Annotated in this window: 13 protein-coding genes and 1 pseudogene; 13 read left to right on the top strand and 1 reads right to left on the bottom strand. The window is 58.0% G+C overall.

Going from position 1 to position 19,873, the window contains the following annotated elements; translation table 11 throughout:
- Positions 1 to 335: 335 nt before the first annotated feature.
- The 5 genes from traD (at position 336) to repA (ACXKZD_RS20675) (ending at position 12,033) form a co-directional block, all read left to right on the top strand.
- Positions 336 to 2,954 carry a type IV conjugative transfer system coupling protein TraD gene (gene traD, locus ACXKZD_RS20695; protein WP_488982248.1) on the top strand — a complete coding sequence of 873 codons (2,619 nt, stop codon included), beginning with the start codon at positions 336 to 338 and terminating at the stop codon, positions 2,952 to 2,954.
- Positions 2,951 to 8,749: a MobF family relaxase gene (gene mobF / locus ACXKZD_RS20690; protein WP_488982247.1), complete on the top strand. Its 5,799-nt coding sequence runs from the start codon at positions 2,951 to 2,953 to the stop codon at positions 8,747 to 8,749. The genes traD and mobF overlap by 4 nt, the downstream gene beginning before the upstream one ends.
- Before the next feature lie 72 nt (positions 8,750 to 8,821).
- On the top strand, positions 8,822 to 9,619 hold the full coding sequence (locus ACXKZD_RS20685; RefSeq protein ID WP_488982246.1) for a DsbA family protein: 798 nt from the start codon (positions 8,822 to 8,824) through the stop codon (positions 9,617 to 9,619).
- 828 nt (positions 9,620 to 10,447) lie between these two features.
- Positions 10,448 to 11,014, top strand: coding sequence for a plasmid replication initiator RepA (gene repA, locus ACXKZD_RS20680; protein ID WP_488982245.1), 567 nt, complete (start codon positions 10,448 to 10,450; stop codon positions 11,012 to 11,014).
- Positions 11,014 to 12,033, top strand: coding sequence for a plasmid replication initiator RepA (gene repA / locus ACXKZD_RS20675; RefSeq protein ID WP_488982244.1), 1,020 nt, complete (start codon positions 11,014 to 11,016; stop codon positions 12,031 to 12,033). Before repA (ACXKZD_RS20680) ends, repA (ACXKZD_RS20675) begins: the two co-directional genes overlap by 1 nt.
- A 158-nt stretch (positions 12,034 to 12,191) precedes the next feature.
- Here repA (ACXKZD_RS20675) and ACXKZD_RS20670 read toward each other — a convergent pair whose 3' ends face one another.
- The gene (locus ACXKZD_RS20670) at positions 12,192 to 12,458 is read right to left on the bottom strand and encodes a hypothetical protein (protein WP_425028028.1); all 267 of its coding nucleotides are present in this window, start codon (positions 12,456 to 12,458) and stop codon (positions 12,192 to 12,194) included.
- A 419-nt stretch (positions 12,459 to 12,877) separates the two neighbouring features.
- Here ACXKZD_RS20670 and ACXKZD_RS20665 point away from each other — a divergent pair, with 419 nt between their 5' ends.
- The 8 genes and pseudogenes from ACXKZD_RS20665 to ACXKZD_RS20630 form a co-directional block, all read left to right on the top strand.
- Entirely contained in the window at positions 12,878 to 13,114 is a 237-nt protein-coding gene (locus ACXKZD_RS20665) for a DUF2767 family protein (protein ID WP_425028027.1), read from the top strand.
- 172 nt (positions 13,115 to 13,286) lie between these two features.
- Entirely contained in the window at positions 13,287 to 14,120 is an 834-nt protein-coding gene (locus ACXKZD_RS20660) for an RNase A-like domain-containing protein (RefSeq protein ID WP_425028026.1), read from the top strand.
- A complete protein-coding gene (locus tag ACXKZD_RS20655) occupies positions 14,120 to 14,434 on the top strand; it encodes a contact-dependent growth inhibition system immunity protein (protein WP_013360142.1) in 315 nt (104 codons plus the stop codon). The genes ACXKZD_RS20660 and ACXKZD_RS20655 overlap by 1 nt, the downstream gene beginning before the upstream one ends.
- A 245-nt stretch (positions 14,435 to 14,679) precedes the next feature.
- On the top strand, positions 14,680 to 14,913 hold the full coding sequence (locus ACXKZD_RS20650; protein WP_425028025.1) for a KTSC domain-containing protein: 234 nt from the start codon (positions 14,680 to 14,682) through the stop codon (positions 14,911 to 14,913).
- Positions 14,914 to 15,369: 456 nt separating this feature from the next.
- Complete coding sequence (locus ACXKZD_RS20645; protein WP_425028024.1) at positions 15,370 to 15,900, top strand: phospholipase D family nuclease; 531 nt, start codon at positions 15,370 to 15,372, stop codon at positions 15,898 to 15,900.
- Positions 15,901 to 15,949: 49 nt separating this feature from the next.
- Positions 15,950 to 16,873 carry a DUF1173 family protein gene (locus ACXKZD_RS20640; protein ID WP_488982243.1) on the top strand — a complete coding sequence of 308 codons (924 nt, stop codon included), beginning with the start codon at positions 15,950 to 15,952 and terminating at the stop codon, positions 16,871 to 16,873.
- A gap of 223 nt (positions 16,874 to 17,096) precedes the next feature.
- Entirely contained in the window at positions 17,097 to 18,137 is a 1,041-nt protein-coding gene (locus tag ACXKZD_RS20635; protein WP_488982242.1) for a CAP-Gly protein, read from the top strand.
- Positions 18,138 to 18,976: 839 nt separating this feature from the next.
- A pseudogene (locus ACXKZD_RS20630) lies at positions 18,977 to 19,336 on the top strand (transposase); the annotation flags it as partial.
- Positions 19,337 to 19,873 lie beyond the last annotated feature (537 nt).

The following is a 19,873-nucleotide window of genomic DNA, read 5'->3' as shown; positions in this document are numbered from 1 at the left end:
CGTCCGGGATAGCGCTGTACCTGTACTGCCCCTCCGTTCTTAACTTTCTGAAGGAAACCCTATGCTCACTTCCAGCGGTGCGGTACGCACCCTTATTGCCTGGCTTACCCCGTTTTTCGTTTTCAGCGCGTACGTGCTGCTGCACTGCTGGTGAAATTCCTGATGATGCAGAGCAGCTTCTACGCCTGGGACCTCGCCATGCGACTTGACCGCCTGCGCAGAACCCCTCAGCTGCTGAAGTAATTCTGAACGTACTATCCGCTTAACCTTTCCCTGTCGTCTGCCTGCCCGGTTCCTCCGGGCGGGCTGCGCCTGCGTGCTTTCCGGAGTTCCCCATGAGTTTTACACCCAAATATCTGACGCAGGGCGGCCAGATGACGGCCTACCGTCTGCGCATGTTTGTTCAGGTCAGCAATTGGATTTTTCACTGGATGCTGCTGCTGTTCGTGGTTGCCACCGGCGTGCTGTTCTGGCTGACGACGCCCGACGACGTGCTGCGTAACGGCTTCTGGTACTGGGCTGCGTGGCCCAGCCACTCACTGCTGGGCCTGTCGCCCCGTGCTGCCGAAGCCACGTGGGACATCTTCTGGCACTGCGAAGAGGGTGCGCAGCTGTGCACGATAAAGCTGACGCCGGCGCAGCTGCTGTCCAATCCGTGGATGCAGGATATGGGCCGCCAGTTTCTGATGAATCTGCGCTTCATCGCCAGCGCCTGCGGTATCACCGCCAGTCTGCTCTGGTGCCTTATTGCCTGGTATGTGGGTCGCATCGGTAAGAAGGAGAGTGAGGACGAGTTTATCTCTGGCATGACCCTCACCGACAAGCCCAAAGAGGTAAACCGGCTGCTTAAAAAAGCCGGCCAGAAGTCCGATCTGCAGATAGCTGGCCTGAACATGGTGAAGAACGCCGAGATCATGAACTTCCTCATTCACGGCACCGTTAACGTGGGCAAGTCCACGCTCATCCGCTGGCTGCTGGACTATATCCGCCGGCGCGGCGACCGGGCGATCATTTATGACTCCGGCGGTACCTTTATTGAGACCCACTACGACGAGCGCATCGACAAAATCCTCTGCGCACACGACAAGCGCTGTGAGAACTGGGTGTTGTGGCGCGAAGCGCAGGACGTGGTGGACTACGAGAACATGACGGCCGCGCTGATGCCGGTTGAAGGTGACTCCGACCCGTTCTGGGTGTCCTCATCGCGCACCATCTTCAGCGACACGGCCATGCAGTTCGCGTCCCGTCCGGACCGCAGTATTGAGGCATTCCTGAAGACCTGCCTGTCAATCGATCTGAAAAGCCTGCGCGAGTTTCTGAAAAACACCCCGTCGGCCAACCTGGTCGAGGAGAAAATCGAGAAGACCGCCATCTCCATCCGCTCGGTGCTGACCAACTATGCCAAGTCGCTGCGCTACCTGCAGGGACTGGATAAGGAGGGTAAGCCAGAGTTCAGCATCCGCGAGTGGATGACCGACGCGCAGTACGACAGCAGCTGGCTGTTTATCTCCACCACGGCCCGCCACCGCAAGGCGGTGCGCCCGCTGATCACCATGTGGCTGTCGATGGCCACGCTGCTGCTGCAGAGCATGGGAGAGGACAGTGAGCGCCGCGTGTGGGTCGTCGGCGATGAGATTGCCGGCCTGCAGAAGATACCGGAGCTCAACGAAACGCTGGCCGAGGGGCGAAAGTTCGGGGCCTGCTTTGTGATTGGCATTCAGAACATGCCGCAGCTGATCCACATTTACGGCCGCGAGATGGCCAAAGCCATCTTTGACCTGCTTAACACCCGCGCCTATGGCCGATCGCCGAGCGCTGAGGTGGCAAAAATCGTGGAGGAGGAGCTGGGGCATCAGCGCCGGCGCGAGGCGCGCGAACAGAACAGCTACGGTCTTGACCAGGTGCGTGACGGTATCTCCATCAGTAAGGACAAGGTCAACGAGCCCATCGTGGACTACGACCAGATAATGAAGATGCCGAACCTGCAGTTTTATATTCGCCTGCCGGGCGAATACCCGGTGGTGAAGCTGAACCTGAAGTACCGCCAACAGAAAAAATATCACCCCGCACTGATTGAGCGCGATTTCCGTGACCGGCTGAGTCCGGAGCTCGAACAAATCATCGAGAGCAACGAACGCAGCTCCCGTGCGGCGAACATTTCGTTTCCGACCGGCGAAGAAATACTGGAAGACGATGACCGCACCACCGCCACATCCGGGCCGGAGACCGTGCCTGCCTCACCGGCTGCTGCGCCGTTAAAAGCTGAACCGCCCGTGAGCCGTCCGGTTTCACCTGCCGAGCAGGAGGTTGTGACGTCAGTACCTGCTGCGACGCCGGCTCAGGCACTACCCGCATCGGAGGCCGCGGGTAATACGCCGCCGCCCTCAAACGTGCGCCCGTTCCCGCTGCGTACTGTACCCGCGCCGGTCATCGCGGCTGAGGCTGAGCCGATGCCGGCAAAGCAGGCTGCCGCAGAGGCACCGCCTGAAACGGAAATGACGCCGCCGGCACCTGTCCGGCCGGTCACGCCGTCAGACACCGGGCGGGAAGCATCGCCGCCAAAAGCTCCGCAGCCCGCGGTGCGACCCGCCATCAGAACAAAACCGTCCGGACCCAGCGCACTCGACATGCTGGCGCGCCGTAAAAGCCGGGCTGCAGCAGAAAGCAGTGAAGGCAACGCTGAGGAGGCGATGCCGCAGGATGGCGCGGCGCAGGGTGAAGCGCCTGAGCTCAACATGCAGATGGAAAAGGACGACGGCGGCCGCCTCATCGTCCGGCACATCAGCCCGCGAAAAACCGACCAGGAAAAGCGCGAAGAGGCTGATGCCCGGCAGTACAGCGACGCCAACGCACGCATGGCCGATGACGAAAAGAACATCCTGCGACACCGCGACGACTACGACGCGTATCAGGAGATGAGTGACAGCCTGGACCCGGGAGGGTATGAACGATGATGACCGTTGCTCCGGTGGCTTCGGCCGCCGACGCTGCCGGCTACTACAGCAGCAAGGATAACTATTACTTTCTGGATGACATGCCCACGCAGTGGATGGGTGAGGGTGCGCGGGAGCTGGGCCTGGAGGGACCGGTTGACCTGGACACGTTCACGGACATCCTGCACGGCAATCTGCCCAACGGCGTGATGCTGGGTAAGGAGGTGCAGGGTGCCCACGTGCACCGCCCGGGGCACGACTTTACCTTTTCAGCACCCAAAAGCGTCTCGATGCTTATCCTTGCCGGCGGCGATAAACGCCTGCTGGAGGCACACCATGACGCGGTAAAAGAGACGCTGGCCATCATGGAGCAGACGGTAAGCGCCCGGGACACGAAGGAAGGCGTTACGCGCATCGTGACCAGCGGTAAAATGGTCGCTGCCCTGTTCACCCATGACACCTCCCGCAACCTCGATCCGCAGATCCACACGCACGCGGTGATGGCCAACGTCACGGAGCTGGACGGCAAGTGGAAGGCGCTGGCCACCGACACCATTCACGGCGCCGGCTTTATTGAAACGGCATACCGCAACCAGATAACGTACGGAAAAATCTACCGCAACGTGCTTAAAGGCAAGGCGGAGGCTATCGGTTATGAAACCGTGCCGACCGGCGGCCGTCATGATTTGTGGGAGATAAAGGGCTTTACGGAAGCGGTGCTGGATGAGTTTTCCTCGCGCCACCGGGAAATCCACGCGCGTGCCGGCGAGGATGCCTCGCTGAAAAGCCGCGACGTGGCCGCACTCGATACGCGCCAGCGCAAGCAGGACATCAGCCGCTATGGCGAGGACGAAGCGGCACCGGGGCGCAGCCGGCCAGAATCTTCCTCCATACCCGAGCAGGCTGAGCCTGCGCCGGCGCACGGGATGACCGCTACCGGAAAAGCCCCTGAAACGGCGGATAAAGTGCCTTTAACGGCGCCAGCACAGGAAAAAAATGGTCCGGCAGAGCCTGAACCGGCACATGGGGTGTCAGCCGCAGAGAAAATCCCTGAAACGGCGGGTAAAGAGCCTTTAACTCCGCCAGCACAGGAAAAAGACATGGCGGCAGAGCCTGTGCCCGGTAGCACGGTGTCAGCGGCAGAAAAAGCCGCTGTAACAGCGGATAAGGACATATCAGCGCCGTCAGCACAGATTCAGGATGAGCCGATCGTGAAGCCCGAAACGGCCGATGGCCGCGCACGGCTTCAGGCGCGCTGGCAGCGCCAGATGGAAGACACCGGCTTTGATATTCAGGGCGTGATGAATGAAGCCCGCGAACGTGAAATGTCCCGTCCTGAAGCGGGTGAGGTGCAGGACGCCCCTGTGCCGGCGATGGACGCGGTCCGCACCGCCATTTCCGTACTGAGCGACAGTAAAACGCGGTTTACCTACGGGGATCTTCTGCTGACCGCTCATAACGCCGGTGAACTGCAGAACACTATTCCGGACCTGCGCAGGGCGCTTGACCAGGCTATTCATGACAACCTGCTCGTGCCTCTCGACGGTGATAAAGGCGTATTTACCTCGCACATCCACCTGCTGGATGAGTTGTCGGTACAGTCACTGGCAGCGGATATCCTGAAAGAGAACCGGGTAATTAACTTCAGCCCCGACGGCGGTCTGTCCCCCGGGCACCCTGAGCACATTGCCCGGGAGCCCGCCGTCATCATCAGTGCACCCGCATCTGTCGGGCGTCTGCGTGAAGTCACGGAGGAACTGGTGACAATGTCACGTGAGCAGGGGCGCGAGGTCAGCGTGCTGACCAGTTCAGCCGAGCGCGCACTCAGCTTTGCCAAATCACCTGAGCTCAGGGACCGGCTGCTCCACCGCAGCCGGATGCTTGATGGCACCTTCAGCCTGATGCCGCAGAGTACGGTCATCGTGGAGAGCGCGGAAAAACTCAGCCTGAAAGAAATGCTGGTGCTCACCGGTGAGGCGCATCAGCAGAATGCGCAGCTGCTCTTTCTGGACAGCGCCGGACGGCAGTCAAATGCGAACGCACTGTCCGTGCTGACCGCGGCCGGTGTAAAGCGTCAGAGTCTGAACGCACCGTCTGACGGAATCGAGGTGCGCGTGACCAGTATTCAGGACAAGCGAGACCGCTACCAGGCGCTGGCAGAGCGTTATGCCGGAATGGACCCTGCGGAGGGGACCGTTACGGCCGTTGTGACAGGCCCGCGCGAGCAGAGCCAGCTGACCGGTGTTATCAGGAGTGCGCTGCAGGATGCCGGCAGGCTGGGCCAGGAGTCGGTCAGCATCGTGGCACGTACACCTGTGTTTGTGACGGCCAAAGAGCGCCGTCTCCCCCGGACCTACCGCGCCGGCATGGTGCTGGAAGACCGGTCGGAGAAAAACGAAACGCGTCACTACGTTATCGACCGCGTGCATGATGAGACCCGCATGCTCTCGCTGATTGACGGGGACGGGGTGCTGTCACGGGTAAAACTCAGCGCACTCTCCGGCGACTGGCGGCTGTTTACGCAGAATGACATGGAGGTTGCCGCCGGGGAGCGCCTGTTTGCGCTCGCCGGCGATAAGCATACGGGCCTGAAGGCGCGCGATCGCCTCACGGTCACGGCCATTGAAAACGGCACGCTCATTATGCAGCGCGAAGGGCAGCAAAAGCCGCTGCGGCTGGATGCGTCCCGGCCGCTTTACGTGACTTACGGATATGTCAGTGCGCCCGGCAGCCGTGACAACGACCACGGCACGGTACTGGCCAGCCTGGGCGCACAGGATCTTTCAGTGAGTATGGTTAATGCACTGGCGCAGTCCGGTCATGAGGCGGAGATTTTTACGGGCGAAGCCCTGAGCCGGGCGGAAGAGAAGCTGGGGCGTATGCGCTCAACGCGCTCGCCGTTATCTCTTGTACGGCAGGCCAGCGGAAAGGAGGATGCCAGTGAGGCTGTGGACACGCTCACTAAGCAGCTGCTCTCTGATGCACAGAAAGCCGTCACCCGAAGCGTGGCGCAGATGCGGGAAGTCGCTTTCCCGTGGGCGAAACTGCTGGATGAAGCGCTGACGTTCTGCGGTGACCTGAAACTTATCGAAAGTGAAGTTGCCCGGCAGGTTAAGGATGGCGATCTCATCGAGGTGCAGACCGGTGCCGGGACTCACTTCGTTGCGCGCTCCACGTGGGAGATGGAAAAAGCCATTGTGAGTGAAATAGAGCGGGGTAAAAACACGCAGGTACCGCTGATGGCACAGGTAGATCCGATTCTCCTGTCAGGCCTGACTCAGGGCCAGAAAGAGGCCACCTCGCTTATTCTGCAGAGTCCGGACCGGTTTACGGCCGTGCAGGGGTATGCAGGCGTCGGTAAAACTACCCAGTTTAATGCGGTAAAGGCGGCAATTGATAGCCTGCCGGCTGACGCGCGTCCGGTCATTGTGGGTCTGGGACCGACTCACCGGGCGGTTAAGGAGATGGCAGGCACCGGCATCGATGCGCAGACGCTGAAGTCGTTTGTGCTGGACTGGCAGATGCGCAGCGCGGCCGGTGAGGACGTCCGCTATGACAATATGCTGTTCCTTATCGATGAGTCATCCATGATTGGTAACCAGGACACCGCGGCGGCATACCGCGCGATCGCCGCCGGTAACGGCCGCGCCGTGCCGGTAGGGGACGTTGCGCAGCTGCAGTCGCCCGAGAGCGGTGCGCCGTTTCAGCTGATGCAGGAGCGGAGCCCGATTGACGTGGCGGTCATGAAGGAAATCGTGCGCCAGCGCGACCCGGACCTGAAGTCTGCGGTGTACAGCATCATCAGCAATCATTTCGCGGCGGCGCTGAGAAACATTGAAAAGGTTTCGCCGGACGTCGTTCCCCGGCGCGCAGGCACGGTGCTGCCCACAGGATCAATTGTCGAGTCAGCAGATCCTGTATCCACAATCGTGGCTGACTTTATGAGCCGGACCGATGAGGCACGGGCGCAGACCATGATCATGGTTCAGCTGCACGCAGACCGCAGAGCCATCAATGAGGGTATTCATAACGCGATGGTTGAATCAAAAGAGCTGGGCGAGGCGTACCGCACCGTCCCTGTCCTGGACCGTATCAACGGCGGACGGCACGACTTTAACCGGGTTGACGACTGGGAAACCGGTCAGGTGGTGATGGCCAATCAGCGGTACCTGCACGTCACCGGCGTTGACCAGGCTAACGGCAACATCACCCTGAAGGATGACGCGGGGCGCACGCAGTTCTGGTCGCCGCAGGAGCTCAACGCCACGGAAATTGAGGTTTTTGAGACCCGCACAATTGAGCTGCGCACGGGTGACAGCGTCCGTCTGAGCAAAACCCAGAAGCAGGCCGGTCACGCTGCACACGAACAGTATCGCGTCGAAGAGCTGCGCGACAATGGTGAGATTGTGCTGCGCAATGCCGGCGGGGTGAAGGTCATCGATCCGGCAGCCACGCTCGCTGACCGGCACGTGGACTACAGCTGGGCGGTCACCGGCTATGGCGCGCAGGGGGCCAGCGCCCGGTACTCACTGGCGCTGGAGGGCGTTGAGGGCGCACGTGAGCTGATGAGCGGCACGCGGGCGTTTTATATCAACGTATCGCGTGCAAAGGACCACGTCCAGATTGTTACCGATGACAGAGCAGGCTGGACAAAGACGCTCAGGACCGGAAAAGACGGGCCGGCCACGGCGCATGACGCGCTCACGCCCGAGCCGGAGCGCGATCGGGCCAGGCGGATCTGGGCGATGGGTCAGCCCGCGTCTAAAACGGCAATGGGCCGCGCGTTTCTGCGGTCAAATGGCCTGCGCGGCAGCCCGGTTACGGCACGCATCATCCCGCCGACACGGAAGTTCCCGGAGCCTCATCTGGCCCTGCCGGTGTATGACGGTAACGGAAAAGCGGCGGGCCTGACGATGATGCCGCTGCGTCACGATAAGGGCGCACTGCTCGCCGGGCAGACCCGCCAGCTGGTCACAGAGGGTGCACAGGCCGCCATGCTGCAGAAAAGCCGCAGCGGCGAGGTCCTGCTCGTCAGCGATCTCACGCAGGGACTTGCCGCTGCGCGTGAAAAACCGGAGGCGGGAATATTGATAATGCACGGACGTCAGATTCCATCCGCACAGCTTCTGAAGGTGGCGGGTGGCAACCTGGAAGATTTGCGTCGTCCGGAGGCCACGCTTCTGAGTCAGGTGAAAGATGAGCTGCAGGAGATACTCGCCGTTCTGCCGCGAACGGAGAGAGAGCAGGATGAGCAGGCTACGCTGCGCAGTGCAATAAAATCAGTCAGCAACGGCAACCTGATGGAAAAAACCAGCCTGCCGGCAGTGCCACCCGGTCAGGACGAAATGGATAAGGTTACGCTGGCCGTGCAGCTTGCAGCACGTGTGGCAGAAGTTATGGCGCAGAAGCTGCCCCGACTTCCGGGCGAACCCCGCCCGGACTACAGCGCACTCGTTCGTCAGGCTGCCCGGACGCTGGCGGATACGCCGGATGCCTCTGCTGATGCAGCCATGCGCGCCGTGCTCGGTGCGCTGTCAGTCAGCGGTATACCGGACAGCATCAGGCAGGCAGCGACAGCAGGCAGCGACGGCGCGACCCCGGCTGCCGTGGTCCGCCAGGTTCAGGAAGAACTTAACCGTTCGCGGCCTGCAGTTAAAACGGCTCAGCCGGAAATTCCGTCATCGGCGCTGGCCAGTGCCGCGCGCGAGCTCGACCGGCAGGCGCAGGTCAGCCTGCCACCGGAAGCACGGGGCCGTGAGCCTGATAGGGAGTTACCTGGTCCGGAAATCACCCGTCACATACAGAAAGAACGTTGATATCCTTTGCGGCCGTACGCAGTGCGGCTGCGTCACCTTCGGCCTGCTCCCCGCAGGCATGTGAGATAATTCATGAAACAGCCCCTTAAGATGGCCACCGTTGCGCTGGCCATGAGCACTGCTTTGTTTACAGTACAGGCCGGTGCCGCCGGCGGTGAAGCCTTTACCCCGGAGCAGCAGGCCCGCATCGGCGAGATTGCGGCGGACTATCTGGTCGCGCACCCGGACGTGCTCATTGAGGTGAGCAAAAAGCTGCAGGCGCGGCAGCAGGCCATGCAGCAGCAGGCTTACGTGCAGTCAGCGCTGAAAACTCACCGGCTGCTGATGCAGCTGGATGGCGTGCCCGTCAAAGGGCCGGCGGACTCAACAGTCATCGTGACAGAGTTTTTCGACTACGAATGCATCGCCTGCAGCATGATGGCGCCGGTGATGGAAAAGGTGATGGCTGCAAACGCCGGCGTGCGCTTTGCGTTCCGGGACTGGACCATCTTTGCCGCCCGCTATCCGGAGTCAGCGCAGGCATCGCACCGCGGACTGGGTGTTTACCGGAAGCAGGGGGCAGATGCGTACGTGGCATTTCATAACGGCATTTACCGGACCGGGCATAACGAAGGGAAGCTGACGGCAGAAGACATTGAGAAGGTCGCCTCGGCCGTCGGTGCAGGAGCCGCTTCAGACGAGGATAGGACCGTGTCTGACCACGTTACGGAGAACAATGCAGGCCTGGCTGAGATGCTGGGGCTGACGGGGACGCCGGGCATTATCGTGATGCCGGCTGAAAACGCCACGCCGGACAACACCACGGTCATTCCGGGTGTGGTCAGCGAACAGGTCATGCAGCAGGCCATAGCGCGTGCAGAAAAGAGCTAAAAAAAACCGGCTCCGGGGGCACCGGGCCGGTCAAACTTTTACACAACATATTAAAGCCGTCGGACGCAGAGACAGTCCCGCCGACAGTCTGAGTGAGTATCGGCCAGCCTGTAAAAACCTTTACCGCATGTGGCCATAAAAATTCCGGGCACGGGGCCGGGAAGGTCAAGTCTGTCAGTCTGCCTTTTAGCGCCAACCAACAGGCATTGTCCGGGGTATCGGCCATTCCGGCAGAACCTTTACCCCATGACGGCCATGTCGCTAAGGCTGTTCGTTCCTCGCGATGCTGCGGTACGCCTCAGCCTGACCGCCCTGTACGTCGTACTGTAAATGCGATCCTATGCCATCTCAACTGAGTATCACCGTCCCGCCAGACGCGTGATTTGGATTAAGTCAGCATGTAAGTTTGAAGGCGGACACCACAAAGTTTATCGGTGATCTTTTTGGATCCTTACGATTCGTGCTATGAGCAAACTGTGCTGGATTTAAGCGGGTGAGATGGGTATTCTTTTCAGAATTCGCCGGGCGGCGATCCTTTTCAGATCCCTGTTGATTACTGTGGTGGTTAACGACGGGGTGTGCAGTAAACCTGTAGCCGTACATGCGCGGAGCGGGAAAGAATCAACCGGATGGGACGTATCCGTAAAAACGTCCAGGGTATGGAGCCCATGTTTCACCGGGCTCTGAATGCAAAAACCCCCTGAATTCTGTCTCAACTTGGCGGAAGGTTCAGAAATCAGGGGGTCCAAAAGCAGGCGCTGGCCTGTGAAGGATTATAACGCATGCTTTTCATAAGGCAACCCCTGTCCGCCATAAGTTCGGGACAGGGTGAATGACCAGATTTTAATCGGGTTAAACCGCCCGAACCTCAAAAACGACGGGCGCCATCGCGGCGATCACTCCGTCGCCGTCAAGCGTACTGAGCCCCGTTTTATTCCGGCATCAGGCTTTGTGCGGCCCCGTTTCTGCCGACAGCTGATGAAAAAAGCCGATGGTTTTCCATTCAGCTTTCGCTTCGCTATTTACGGTTATCTGATGTGCGCAAGGGGGGAACGTAAAAGGAAACCCCGGCATGAACTGCTCTGTGCCATAAACGCACTGTTGCAGGGCATGAGTTTCTACTACGACCCACTGACGAACTGCGTGGACAGGTCTTTGACTGCACTTGCGCATGAATGTGGTCTCGCGACAATTTCCCCTAACGGCACCATCAGCGTGACAAGGGCTTACCGCGCCGCACGGTCTCTGGAAAAAGAGTACGGATTTATCGTGACCGGAGATGATGGTATCTGCTTCACGCCAGCATTTTTCCAGGCGCTGAAGGTCAGACCAGACCACCTGCATGCAGCCCGCCTTAAATCTGAAAGGCTGCATCATAAAAGGGGGGCACTGTAATGATACAGAAGCTTCCTAAGCGGCACTGGAGTCAGCTCAGTATTGAAGAGCAGGTACTCTTCTGGCAGGGAGTAGACGGGGGCGAAACAGATTCTTTCCTGGTACCTGTTCATAAGAAACGGACTCGCCGGGTTCGCGGTCAGCATTCCACTCAGCCTAAATGCGGTAAACCGGAGTGGTTTCGTCCTGACCACTACAAGCGACTTGGCGGCCAGCTTGGCTACGCCTACAACCGGCTGGTCAGAAAGGATCCTGGCTCCGGCAAACAACAGCTTCGTATGCGTATGTCGCTCCATCCTTACTATATCAGCCACCGGCAACTGGCCGGGCGCAAAAACCATTTTAAACCTGAAAAGGCCAGGCTGCTGGATACGCTGTGGCCAGTACTGGTCAGTTTCTGCGACGCGGGCAAGCATTCGGTAGGCATGTGTCAATCCCGGCTGGCTGATGAAGTCAGCCCTAAGGATGATAAGGGCAACGTCATTCCGGGAGCGGGCGTGACGGTAAGCCGCATGTCGCGCCTGATAAGCGAACAGGTCCGGTATGGCGTGCTTGCGCAGTCGGAAGAAAAAATGTGGGACCGCGAGTCGGGGCAGTGGCTGCCAAAGTACGTCTGGATAACCGATACCGGTTTCCGGATGCTGGGCGTGGACATGGCCAGACTGGCGAAAGAGCAGGAAAAGGCGCTGCGCAGAAGCGAGGAACGCCGGCAGCTGATAGCCGAAGGGTTAATGAGTGAGGATGAGGACATTTCGCCTCAGGCCGCCCGACGCCGCTGGTACAGCCGCAAAAGAACCGAGTCGCTGAAGTACCGCCGTCAGCAGGGGGCCATGCGTAAGCGGGCCAACCGGCTCAGCAGCCATCCGAGAGACATTCAGGTGTTTGAAATGATGAAACACCTGCGTAAAACGCTACCTGCAGGCGAGCTGCTGTACTGTACGGATGACCGGCTCGAGACGCTGGCCATCGGGCAGCTTTTCCAGATGCAGCTGTTTGAGACACATGACACCCACGTTTAGCGTATAACCCTTCCTTACAGACCATGCCCCTTAGCTGGGGCTTTTGCCGTGGTTTTTTTTTCAGCACCCCTGACGCATTTCCCTTTTTTTACCGTTTTACACCCGTCCTGACGTCTTTGCTGTGCCGGCAGCATGCAGGAGGCACAGCCGACGGAGCTTTATTCACAATAATCCGCAACCGGATAACAGATAAAAACGGCAAATGAATACCAGATAATCTGCAAAACATTCTTAAACACTACTTTTAGTTCTTCGGGTAAACCCGAAATGATCTCTATCACGCGTGACATTGTGGATAAATTTAATGCCTTCGCTTGCAGCGGCCGCAGGCGACCGCGCCGCTCAGAATCTGAAGTAGCTCCCGCCTGTGGCGGGCATGGGAAGTTATTAGTTACAACACTCATATTCACAATATAAAACCACATCAGAGTAGACCTGAACCCTCCAGCCCCTCTCAGCCCGAACCGGAGCAGACCTGAAACTCCGAGTGCCCATTGACAGGCCGCCCCCGCCCCGGCCCATCGGGCCGGAACAGGAGTGGCTGATTAATGGGTGTTGTAACTAGTTGGTTTTACATTGCTGTGAGAAGTGCCGCGGATCCTTCCTTTCGTCTCCGACCGTCTGGCTGATAAGCTGCTGACAGGACGCTGCGTAAACGGCGTCTGGCAGGGGGGGGGGAATTTTGCCACCATCAGCCCTGTAACCGGCTCTGCCGGGCTTACGGCGCCCGATGGCATCTGAGCCGTCCTTAACAGTTTCTGGCGCCTCCATGCCGCTGACGCGGCATTCACGGGACAGGCTGCGCACTGCTCGCCTGTCCGGCGACGTCTGAGAGGTACATGCTATGCAGGTTACTGAAGCAGAACAGCGGGATTCAGAAGAGGCATTCCGCCTGCTGGGTGAAGCCGTGCTCATGCTGGCCGATGCGGGACTTGAAACCACCCGTATACGGCTTGCGGGGATATTCCGCTCGGAGCTCGCCATACCCGGCAAATGGTCACCAGGTATGGCGGACGTCATGCAGATTGTTATCGATAAGCTGGAAATTCTTCCGGATGTGGACAATGCGGAACCGCTCTGAAAGCACAGGCCGGGTTCACTCCGGTTATCCCTGGTATTGAAACCGGTGGCCATAATTCTTTTTTCGCTGTCCTGTTCGAGGACAGGCGCCAGGCTGCCGCCGGTTTGCAACCTGATGCCGTGCCGGTTATAAATTGAGTAAATGACGTACCGGTTACGGAAGGGAGGATTCTATGGAAGAAGAACAGGGACTGAGGATAGCGCTTTCGCCGGTGCAGCTGGCTGCTGTACTTTCTGATCGCAGCGTCAGTGAAGGTGAGTCAGCCAGTAACCGTATATCCGGCGGGCTGGGGCTGGCGGGTGGCGTGGTGGAAATGTTCGGTGCAGGCGCCCTGTGCGTGGTGCCGGAGCCCACCATGCTGACCAAAGCCGGCTGCGTCTTTGTCGGAACGCACGGACTTGATACCATTCAGGCCAGTCTCCGGCAGGTCTGGACCGGCAGGCAGGTCAGTACCGATACCTTTAATTCCGCCGTGGCGCTCGCGGAATCGCTCGGTGCTGACCGCCAGACCGCCATGAAGGTTGGTCTGACGGTCGATATCGCCATACCGATGGCGTTTGCACTGGCGGCCGGCGCAGAGCGGGTCATTGCGGTACGCCGCGGGCGATTCAGAATCGCTGAGCATGAGTCACTTTCAGGACGTGCGCCCGGTGGCCACACCATCGAGCGACACATCGGTAAGTCGCCGGATGAGTTGCGCGAAAGGCTTATCAGGGAGCCCAGACTTGAAGAATCCAGCAGTTTTAAATCACTCCGTGAGGCAGAGGCAATCATCAGCCGGGTGCTGGCTGATAATAAAAATCAGATAGCGATGTGGGTGAAGAACGTTCCGCCTGGCATGCGGGCCCGCATGCGCCTGAGCCGGCGGTTTGCACACCCCACGGGGATTATGGTACGCAGAGGAAATCAGGAGACCGTTACCTGTTATGGCGTCCGCGTGGTGATTGATTTCAGGTCGTTTAACGGAAAACCCTATTTTATTCTGACTGCGTTTCCGGAGGTATAGTGGACCGTATCAGCATCAGCGAACTGGATAATTTTATCGGCGTATATTTCGGTCAGGATTACGTTATGGCCGAACCCGGTCATGAGATAGAGCCCAAAATTCAGGCCTACATTCACGACATGCCTGACGCAAATCTTCACGCCCTGCTGGCAGATATTGAGCTGTTTCTGGACGGGTGCGACGATACCGAGCTGGATTTCCGGACGCATTACAAAGGGGAATTTGTGCCGGCGAACTGGGACACCACGGCGCAGGCGTTTCTGACGCTGGTACAGGCGCGGGTGTCTGCCGCGCTTAAAAACCGTGAACGCTGACGTCTGGCCGTCGATCCCCGCGAAGCAGTCAGCGTAGCCGGGTCCCTGTTCCTCCGGATTCCCTTTTTACAGGCTACAGTGAATGCCCGGGGTGGCTCAGAATAACGGACATGCAGCGGACGAGCCGCCAGTGAAAAGCCGGATACAGACCATTGTATTTTACCCTGCACGGGCATTCTGTACGTGCGATCCGCACTTTTACGAGCAACGATTTCATTCATCTGGGACCTGCCAGGAATAACGCCATGAACAGACATAAAGTGACGTCTGCGCTTTTCAGCAGTGCGGGATACGATGCGACCACCGGCGTGCTTGAGCTGGAGTACCGGAACGGCGCGTGCCGGCGCTGGCGGGCCGTGCCGGCAAAGGTGTATCAGGCCTTCTGTGCGGCCGCAGACAGCGACACTTTTTTCAGGACCAGCATCGATGGACGCTACCTCTCTGTGCGGGGCAGCCTCAGCCTTCGGCGCGATGTCTGAGGCCATCATCTGCGCGTACGCATCATAGTTCTCCTGCGCCTGCTGGCGACAGTATCGGACGGGCGCCCTGCGCTCAGCCCGTACACGGTAGCCACAGCGGCGCTGCCGGGCTGATTCCGTCAGCGTGGCCTGCGCCCACGACCAGAACGCGCGGCCGGCATGCGGCGTCACACTGTAGCCGGCCTTTTTCATGATTTTAGGGGGCAATGCTCTCATTCCATTTACAGATGAGTGAAAGTGCCCCGTTAATATCACCGCGTGATGTGAGCATGTTTATTTCGTGAAATTCGTTCATGGTTCCCCCGCTCCCCGTCTGAATTATATTATCGGCAGGGGTTAATAATGACTTAACCCGTATTTGTTATATTTTTTTGCGACAGTAACAGGGCGTTATTTAATTAAGTAAATGCGCTGCGTGATAGAATGGTGACTTATTTCTCCTGCAGGAAACTATCCGTGAATAATCATAAAGCCAGAGTAATGGTGCTATCCGCGATTGCATTTATACCCTGTTCGTTCGCTGCGGTGACGGCAGGGTTCTCTCCCGGCGGCACGGCGCTGAACCTGATACTGCAGTTCGCCGGCAGCGCGCGCCAGAGCGTGGACGTGGCGGCCTATGATTTCACCAGCCAGCCCGTGGCGCAGGCGCTGGCTGCTTCCGTGGCGCGGGGCGTGACGGTACGGCTGGTTGCCGATGAAAAGAAAAGCCGGGACCGCTGGTCACTCGTCGGCGCGTTGGCCTGCGCGGGTGTGCAGGTGCGCGTCAACGGAATGTACAGCATCATGCACAATAAATTTATTGTTGCTGACGGAAGCGCGGTTGAAACCGGGTCGTTTAATTACACGTCATCGGCTGAAAAAAGAAATGCTGAAAACGCGCTGGTTATTACGGGCGAGCCGGCAACCGCGCGACAGTATCAGACGGAATTTAACCGGCTGTTGAATGAGTCTTCACCTGTAGCCTGCTCAGCGGACAGGCTGAATTAAGGATCATGCAGGTCTCATATTCAGTATTGTGATCGGGAGGTGGTTTATTATGGCGGCAAAGAAAACATTTCCGGTGCGGTTTACCGGCCAGCGCGGAACGCGGGAGTGTGCCGCAGACCTCCGTGCGTACAAGCCGGAACAGTGGCAGCGCTGGCTGAAATACGCGCGGGATAATAAAGCCACGACGGTGGTGACCTGCCTGTGCCGGCCACCCGATGAGGACGCTCGCTGCCGGCGCCTGAAGGTGCACCTTTCCCAGAAAACAGATCAGTGCTGGCTCGCGTCATGGCCGTTTTCCGGCCATGAGCACGCGCCGGACTGCCGCTTTTATTCCGTCTGGTCTGATGAAAGGCAGGCCGCTATTTATGCACCTGACGTCGTGAAGGCGGCACCGGACGGGAACATTGTCGTACGTCTCCCCACAGGCCTGCAGAAGAAAGATATTCAGGAAAAAAAACCGGATGCTATCCCGGTCAGCGCCGGACCCGTTAAGCGGCGCCGGCAGCCCTCAATGCGCCTTCTGGGGTTGCTGCACCTGCTCTGGGAGCAGTCCGGCATCAACGTCTGGCATCCTGCCTTTGACCGGAAGAAACGCTATCCGGGCTGGGTCAGCTGGCGGCTGAATGAAACGGCCGCACGCGTACGTATCGGACGGGTCCCGCTGCAGCAGTCGCTGCTGCTGATGGCCATGAAGGACTCAGCGCAGGCCGTGCAGAACCGTCAGGCTGCCAGAGACGCCGGCTACGGATCACGCCGTCTCATCCTGATCTCGCAGCTGGCTGCCTGGAGCGACGCGGCCGATGCGCGGCTGGAGTCCACGCTTCCGCTGGGACTGTTTGCCGGTTTTCCCGCGCTGCAGCTGCCTGATGACGTCAGAGCGCGCCTCGCGCGAACCGGGAGACTAGCGCCGCGGTGTCCTGATCATGGTTATCTGCGAAACCGAGCCGCAGGTAACGGTCTTCATCCGCAGTGACGGGCACAACATGCCGAGCAGCAGTTGCAGGATAATCGTAAGCGTCTCATCTGCACCGTCTTGCGCTTTGAACTGTCTGCCCGTGCCCCGAATTCCCTCACTCTGACAGCACCAGGTGATGCCTGTATCTCCTAATCGACTGTCAGTGACGCATATTTTTACTAAGATTAATCCGGGCGTGGAAGAATCCCGCCTTTTCATACGTTTTTAAATGGAGATTACAATGGAACTTGTAAAAGAGGCGGAACTGAACAGGCACGTCTCATGGGGCAGCATAATTGCGGGTGTGGTAACGGTAATGGCAGTGTCCCTGTTGCTGACTACGCTGGGGTCCAGCCTGGGTTTTTCACTGCTTTCACCTCAGTCTGACGATGTAATCAACGGTGCCGGCAAGGCTGTCATCATCTGGTCGGCTATCTCAGTAGTACTGAGTCTGGCCTGCGGCGGTTTTGTGGCCGGCAGGCTGGCGGGCGCAGATGGAACCATCCACGGATTCCTCTCATGGGCAACGTCTCTGCTTGTTGCTTCCGTGCTGGGCTTCGCCGCCGCTGGCGGCATTCTGCACATGGCGGGAAGCGCGGTTGGTGCGGCCGCATCAGCCACCGGCTCTGCCGTGAGCGGACTGGGCAATGCCGCAGGCAAAGCATCTGGCGTAACAGCAGACATCGCTCAGAATATCACTGACAGGCTCGGACTTAACACTCAGCTCGCGGCTACGCAGGCCGACACACAGGTGATGGATGCGCTGCGCAGGAGCAACATTAAAGAACTTCAGCCGGAGTTTCTGCAGTCTCAGCTTGAGGCGGCAGCGAGCGACATTGCGGATTCGGTCAAAAACCTGGCCGTCAACCCTGACAACAGCGACGCCATTTTTGATACGCTGAGCGGTAAACTGAAGTCACGGGCGGAAGCGGTCAGCAATGGTGTCGACAGGAATGAGGTGAAAAAGGCGCTGGCCGAAAATACCCGTCTGTCACCGGAGGAGGCGGACAAGGCAGTCGATAACTTCCTCCAGGCGCGTGACAAAACCGTTCAGGAGGTAAGCGCCCGCATGACGCAGCTCCAGAATAATCTTAACGATGCGAAGGCGCAGTACGCTGAATTTAAAAAGCAGGCAAAAGAGAAAGCAGATGAAGCTGCCAGCGCGGCTGCAAAAATCGCACTGTGGTCATTTATCGCTCTTCTGGCGGGGGCTGTTGTCAGTGCGCTGGCCGGTTTTTGGGGAGTAAATACGCATCCTGCATACCGGAAAATCAGGGCCTGAAGAAACCGGAGGGCATAATAATTACGCAGGCATTCCGGTGACCTTTTGTGACGTGCAGCTCACCTCCGGATTCAGCATAAATAAAAAGGCCTGCGGGTAAAGCCGCAGGCCTTTTGTCTGCTGAAAACTGCAACTGTCCCGGACGTGTCGGGTGCCTCCCGATAGGTCAGAAAAGCCAGAACCTGACCTGCCGTTTCTGCTCATTGCCAGGATGATTATGTTTGTATCTGACTTGGCCCCGCCGCTGAGGGGGATTCACGTCCGTTTGTTTACATCCATCAGTCCCGAAAGGAAAGCTGAGCGGTGCCGGGTGCCTCCCGGTGAGTCAGGAAAAGCCACAACCTGACCCGCTTATTGGCTTAGGCTTGCACCCTTTTGTGACTTGGCCCCGCCGCTGAGGGGGATTCACCGCATAAGAAAAATAGCACAATTTCAACAAGAACCTGAAATTCCTCTATTTATAACTGGTACTATTCAGCGGTATGCGCAACAGCATCTTCAAAATATCATTCGAACTCACTTCTAAAGGATCGTAAGGGCTGCCGATCTGCTGCCCTGAAAACCAATCCCACGCCAGTCTAAACGTCAATGAATTCTATATGTGACACTTACGTTTTTACTAAATCGTACTCGTGAAAATCTGCGTCCGTGGGTTATCAGTATGAAAATAAGTACCTTCTGGCTAGGGTGCGTCAGGGTCTACCGGCACAGCCTTTACCTTGTATCTAACATTATGTGGTGATTAGCTACCACCATAGCACATCAGGTTGAACGGTTACCGGGAGCACGACTCCGTATGTACAAGGCGAACAGTCGTGACGGTTTATGGGAGAGAAGTGAGGTTGGGCATGCACATGCTGGTAGTGCTCCGCAGCCATAACTTTGAGTCAGTTGAGCAGGCTGCCGACTTTCTGGGAGTGATGACGGTAGAGAAGTGATCAGGCACGTCAGTACGGAGTCGCCCCGGCATGTCGACAATCGGACCGCCTCAGCTGAGAGCGAAGCTTTACATGTCAGCTCTGTGCGGGAAAATTCACAATTAAGGGATGCGCAATAACTTCGATGAGTTGTGTATATGGGACAAACAGAAAATGGTAGCCATCGATGCCCTGATGAGAAAACTGGTGCGCTGGTATTATGGCGTACTAAAGACGAGAACCGCATTCTGTAACGAAAATTTAAGCCCCTTTTTATCCTCCCGAATAATATGTTTAACGCTATCAGTGCTTTCTTACGACAGTTGTACAATAAAATTCGTCACTGTCTGCCTGTCGGTAATGAATAAAAAGCCCTGCAGAAGAATCCCGCAGGACTTATGTCTGCTGAAAACGGTCGCTGTTTAGAGCGTGCCGGCTGACCGCAGGTATCTGCCCCGTTTACCTCAGTTTGTTTACATATGTCATTTTCCCTCAGAAAATCTAAGCGGTGCCGGGTGCCTGCCGGTGAGTCAGGAAAAGCCATAACCTGACCCGCTTATTGGCCAAGGCTTTCACCCCTTTTGTAGCTCAGCCCCGCAGCTGAGGGGGATTCACCGCTAGGAAATAACTGACCTCCCACGAAACGGCGGCATTACTTAACTTACTACTGGTATTGAAAAGTGGTGTGCAAAACAGTATTTTTACAAAAGCTGTAACCGTAACAGCTAGGGCTGAATTCTGGTGAGCTGCTGATACTGAACGTCCGGGTGGTTTTTTCTGGTGGATCCTGCTGTATTACCAGTTATGCTTTACGCTCAA

The sequence above is a fragment of the Pantoea sp. ABR1s genome, from assembly GCF_057812235.1.
This window is presented reverse-complemented; position numbering and strand designations above follow the sequence as displayed.

Excerpts from the sequence above, each read along its gene's own strand:
- ACXKZD_RS20640 (WP_488982243.1), top strand. The coding sequence starts at position 15,950 with ATGGCGGCAAAGAAAACATTTCCGGTGCGGTTTACCGGCCAGCGCGGA.
- mobF (WP_488982247.1), top strand. The coding sequence starts at position 2,951 with ATGATGACCGTTGCTCCGGTGGCTTCGGCCGCCGACGCTGCCGGCTAC.
- ACXKZD_RS20660 (WP_425028026.1), top strand. The coding sequence starts at position 13,287 with ATGGAAGAAGAACAGGGACTGAGGATAGCGCTTTCGCCGGTGCAGCTG.
- ACXKZD_RS20685 (WP_488982246.1), top strand. The coding sequence starts at position 8,822 with ATGAAACAGCCCCTTAAGATGGCCACCGTTGCGCTGGCCATGAGCACT.
- repA (WP_488982244.1), top strand. The coding sequence starts at position 11,014 with ATGATACAGAAGCTTCCTAAGCGGCACTGGAGTCAGCTCAGTATTGAA.
- ACXKZD_RS20670 (WP_425028028.1), bottom strand. The coding sequence starts at position 12,458 with ATGTGGTTTTATATTGTGAATATGAGTGTTGTAACTAATAACTTCCCA.
- ACXKZD_RS20650 (WP_425028025.1), top strand. The coding sequence starts at position 14,680 with ATGAACAGACATAAAGTGACGTCTGCGCTTTTCAGCAGTGCGGGATAC.
- traD (WP_488982248.1), top strand. The coding sequence starts at position 336 with ATGAGTTTTACACCCAAATATCTGACGCAGGGCGGCCAGATGACGGCC.
- ACXKZD_RS20635 (WP_488982242.1), top strand. The coding sequence starts at position 17,097 with ATGGAACTTGTAAAAGAGGCGGAACTGAACAGGCACGTCTCATGGGGC.
- ACXKZD_RS20665 (WP_425028027.1), top strand. The coding sequence starts at position 12,878 with ATGCAGGTTACTGAAGCAGAACAGCGGGATTCAGAAGAGGCATTCCGC.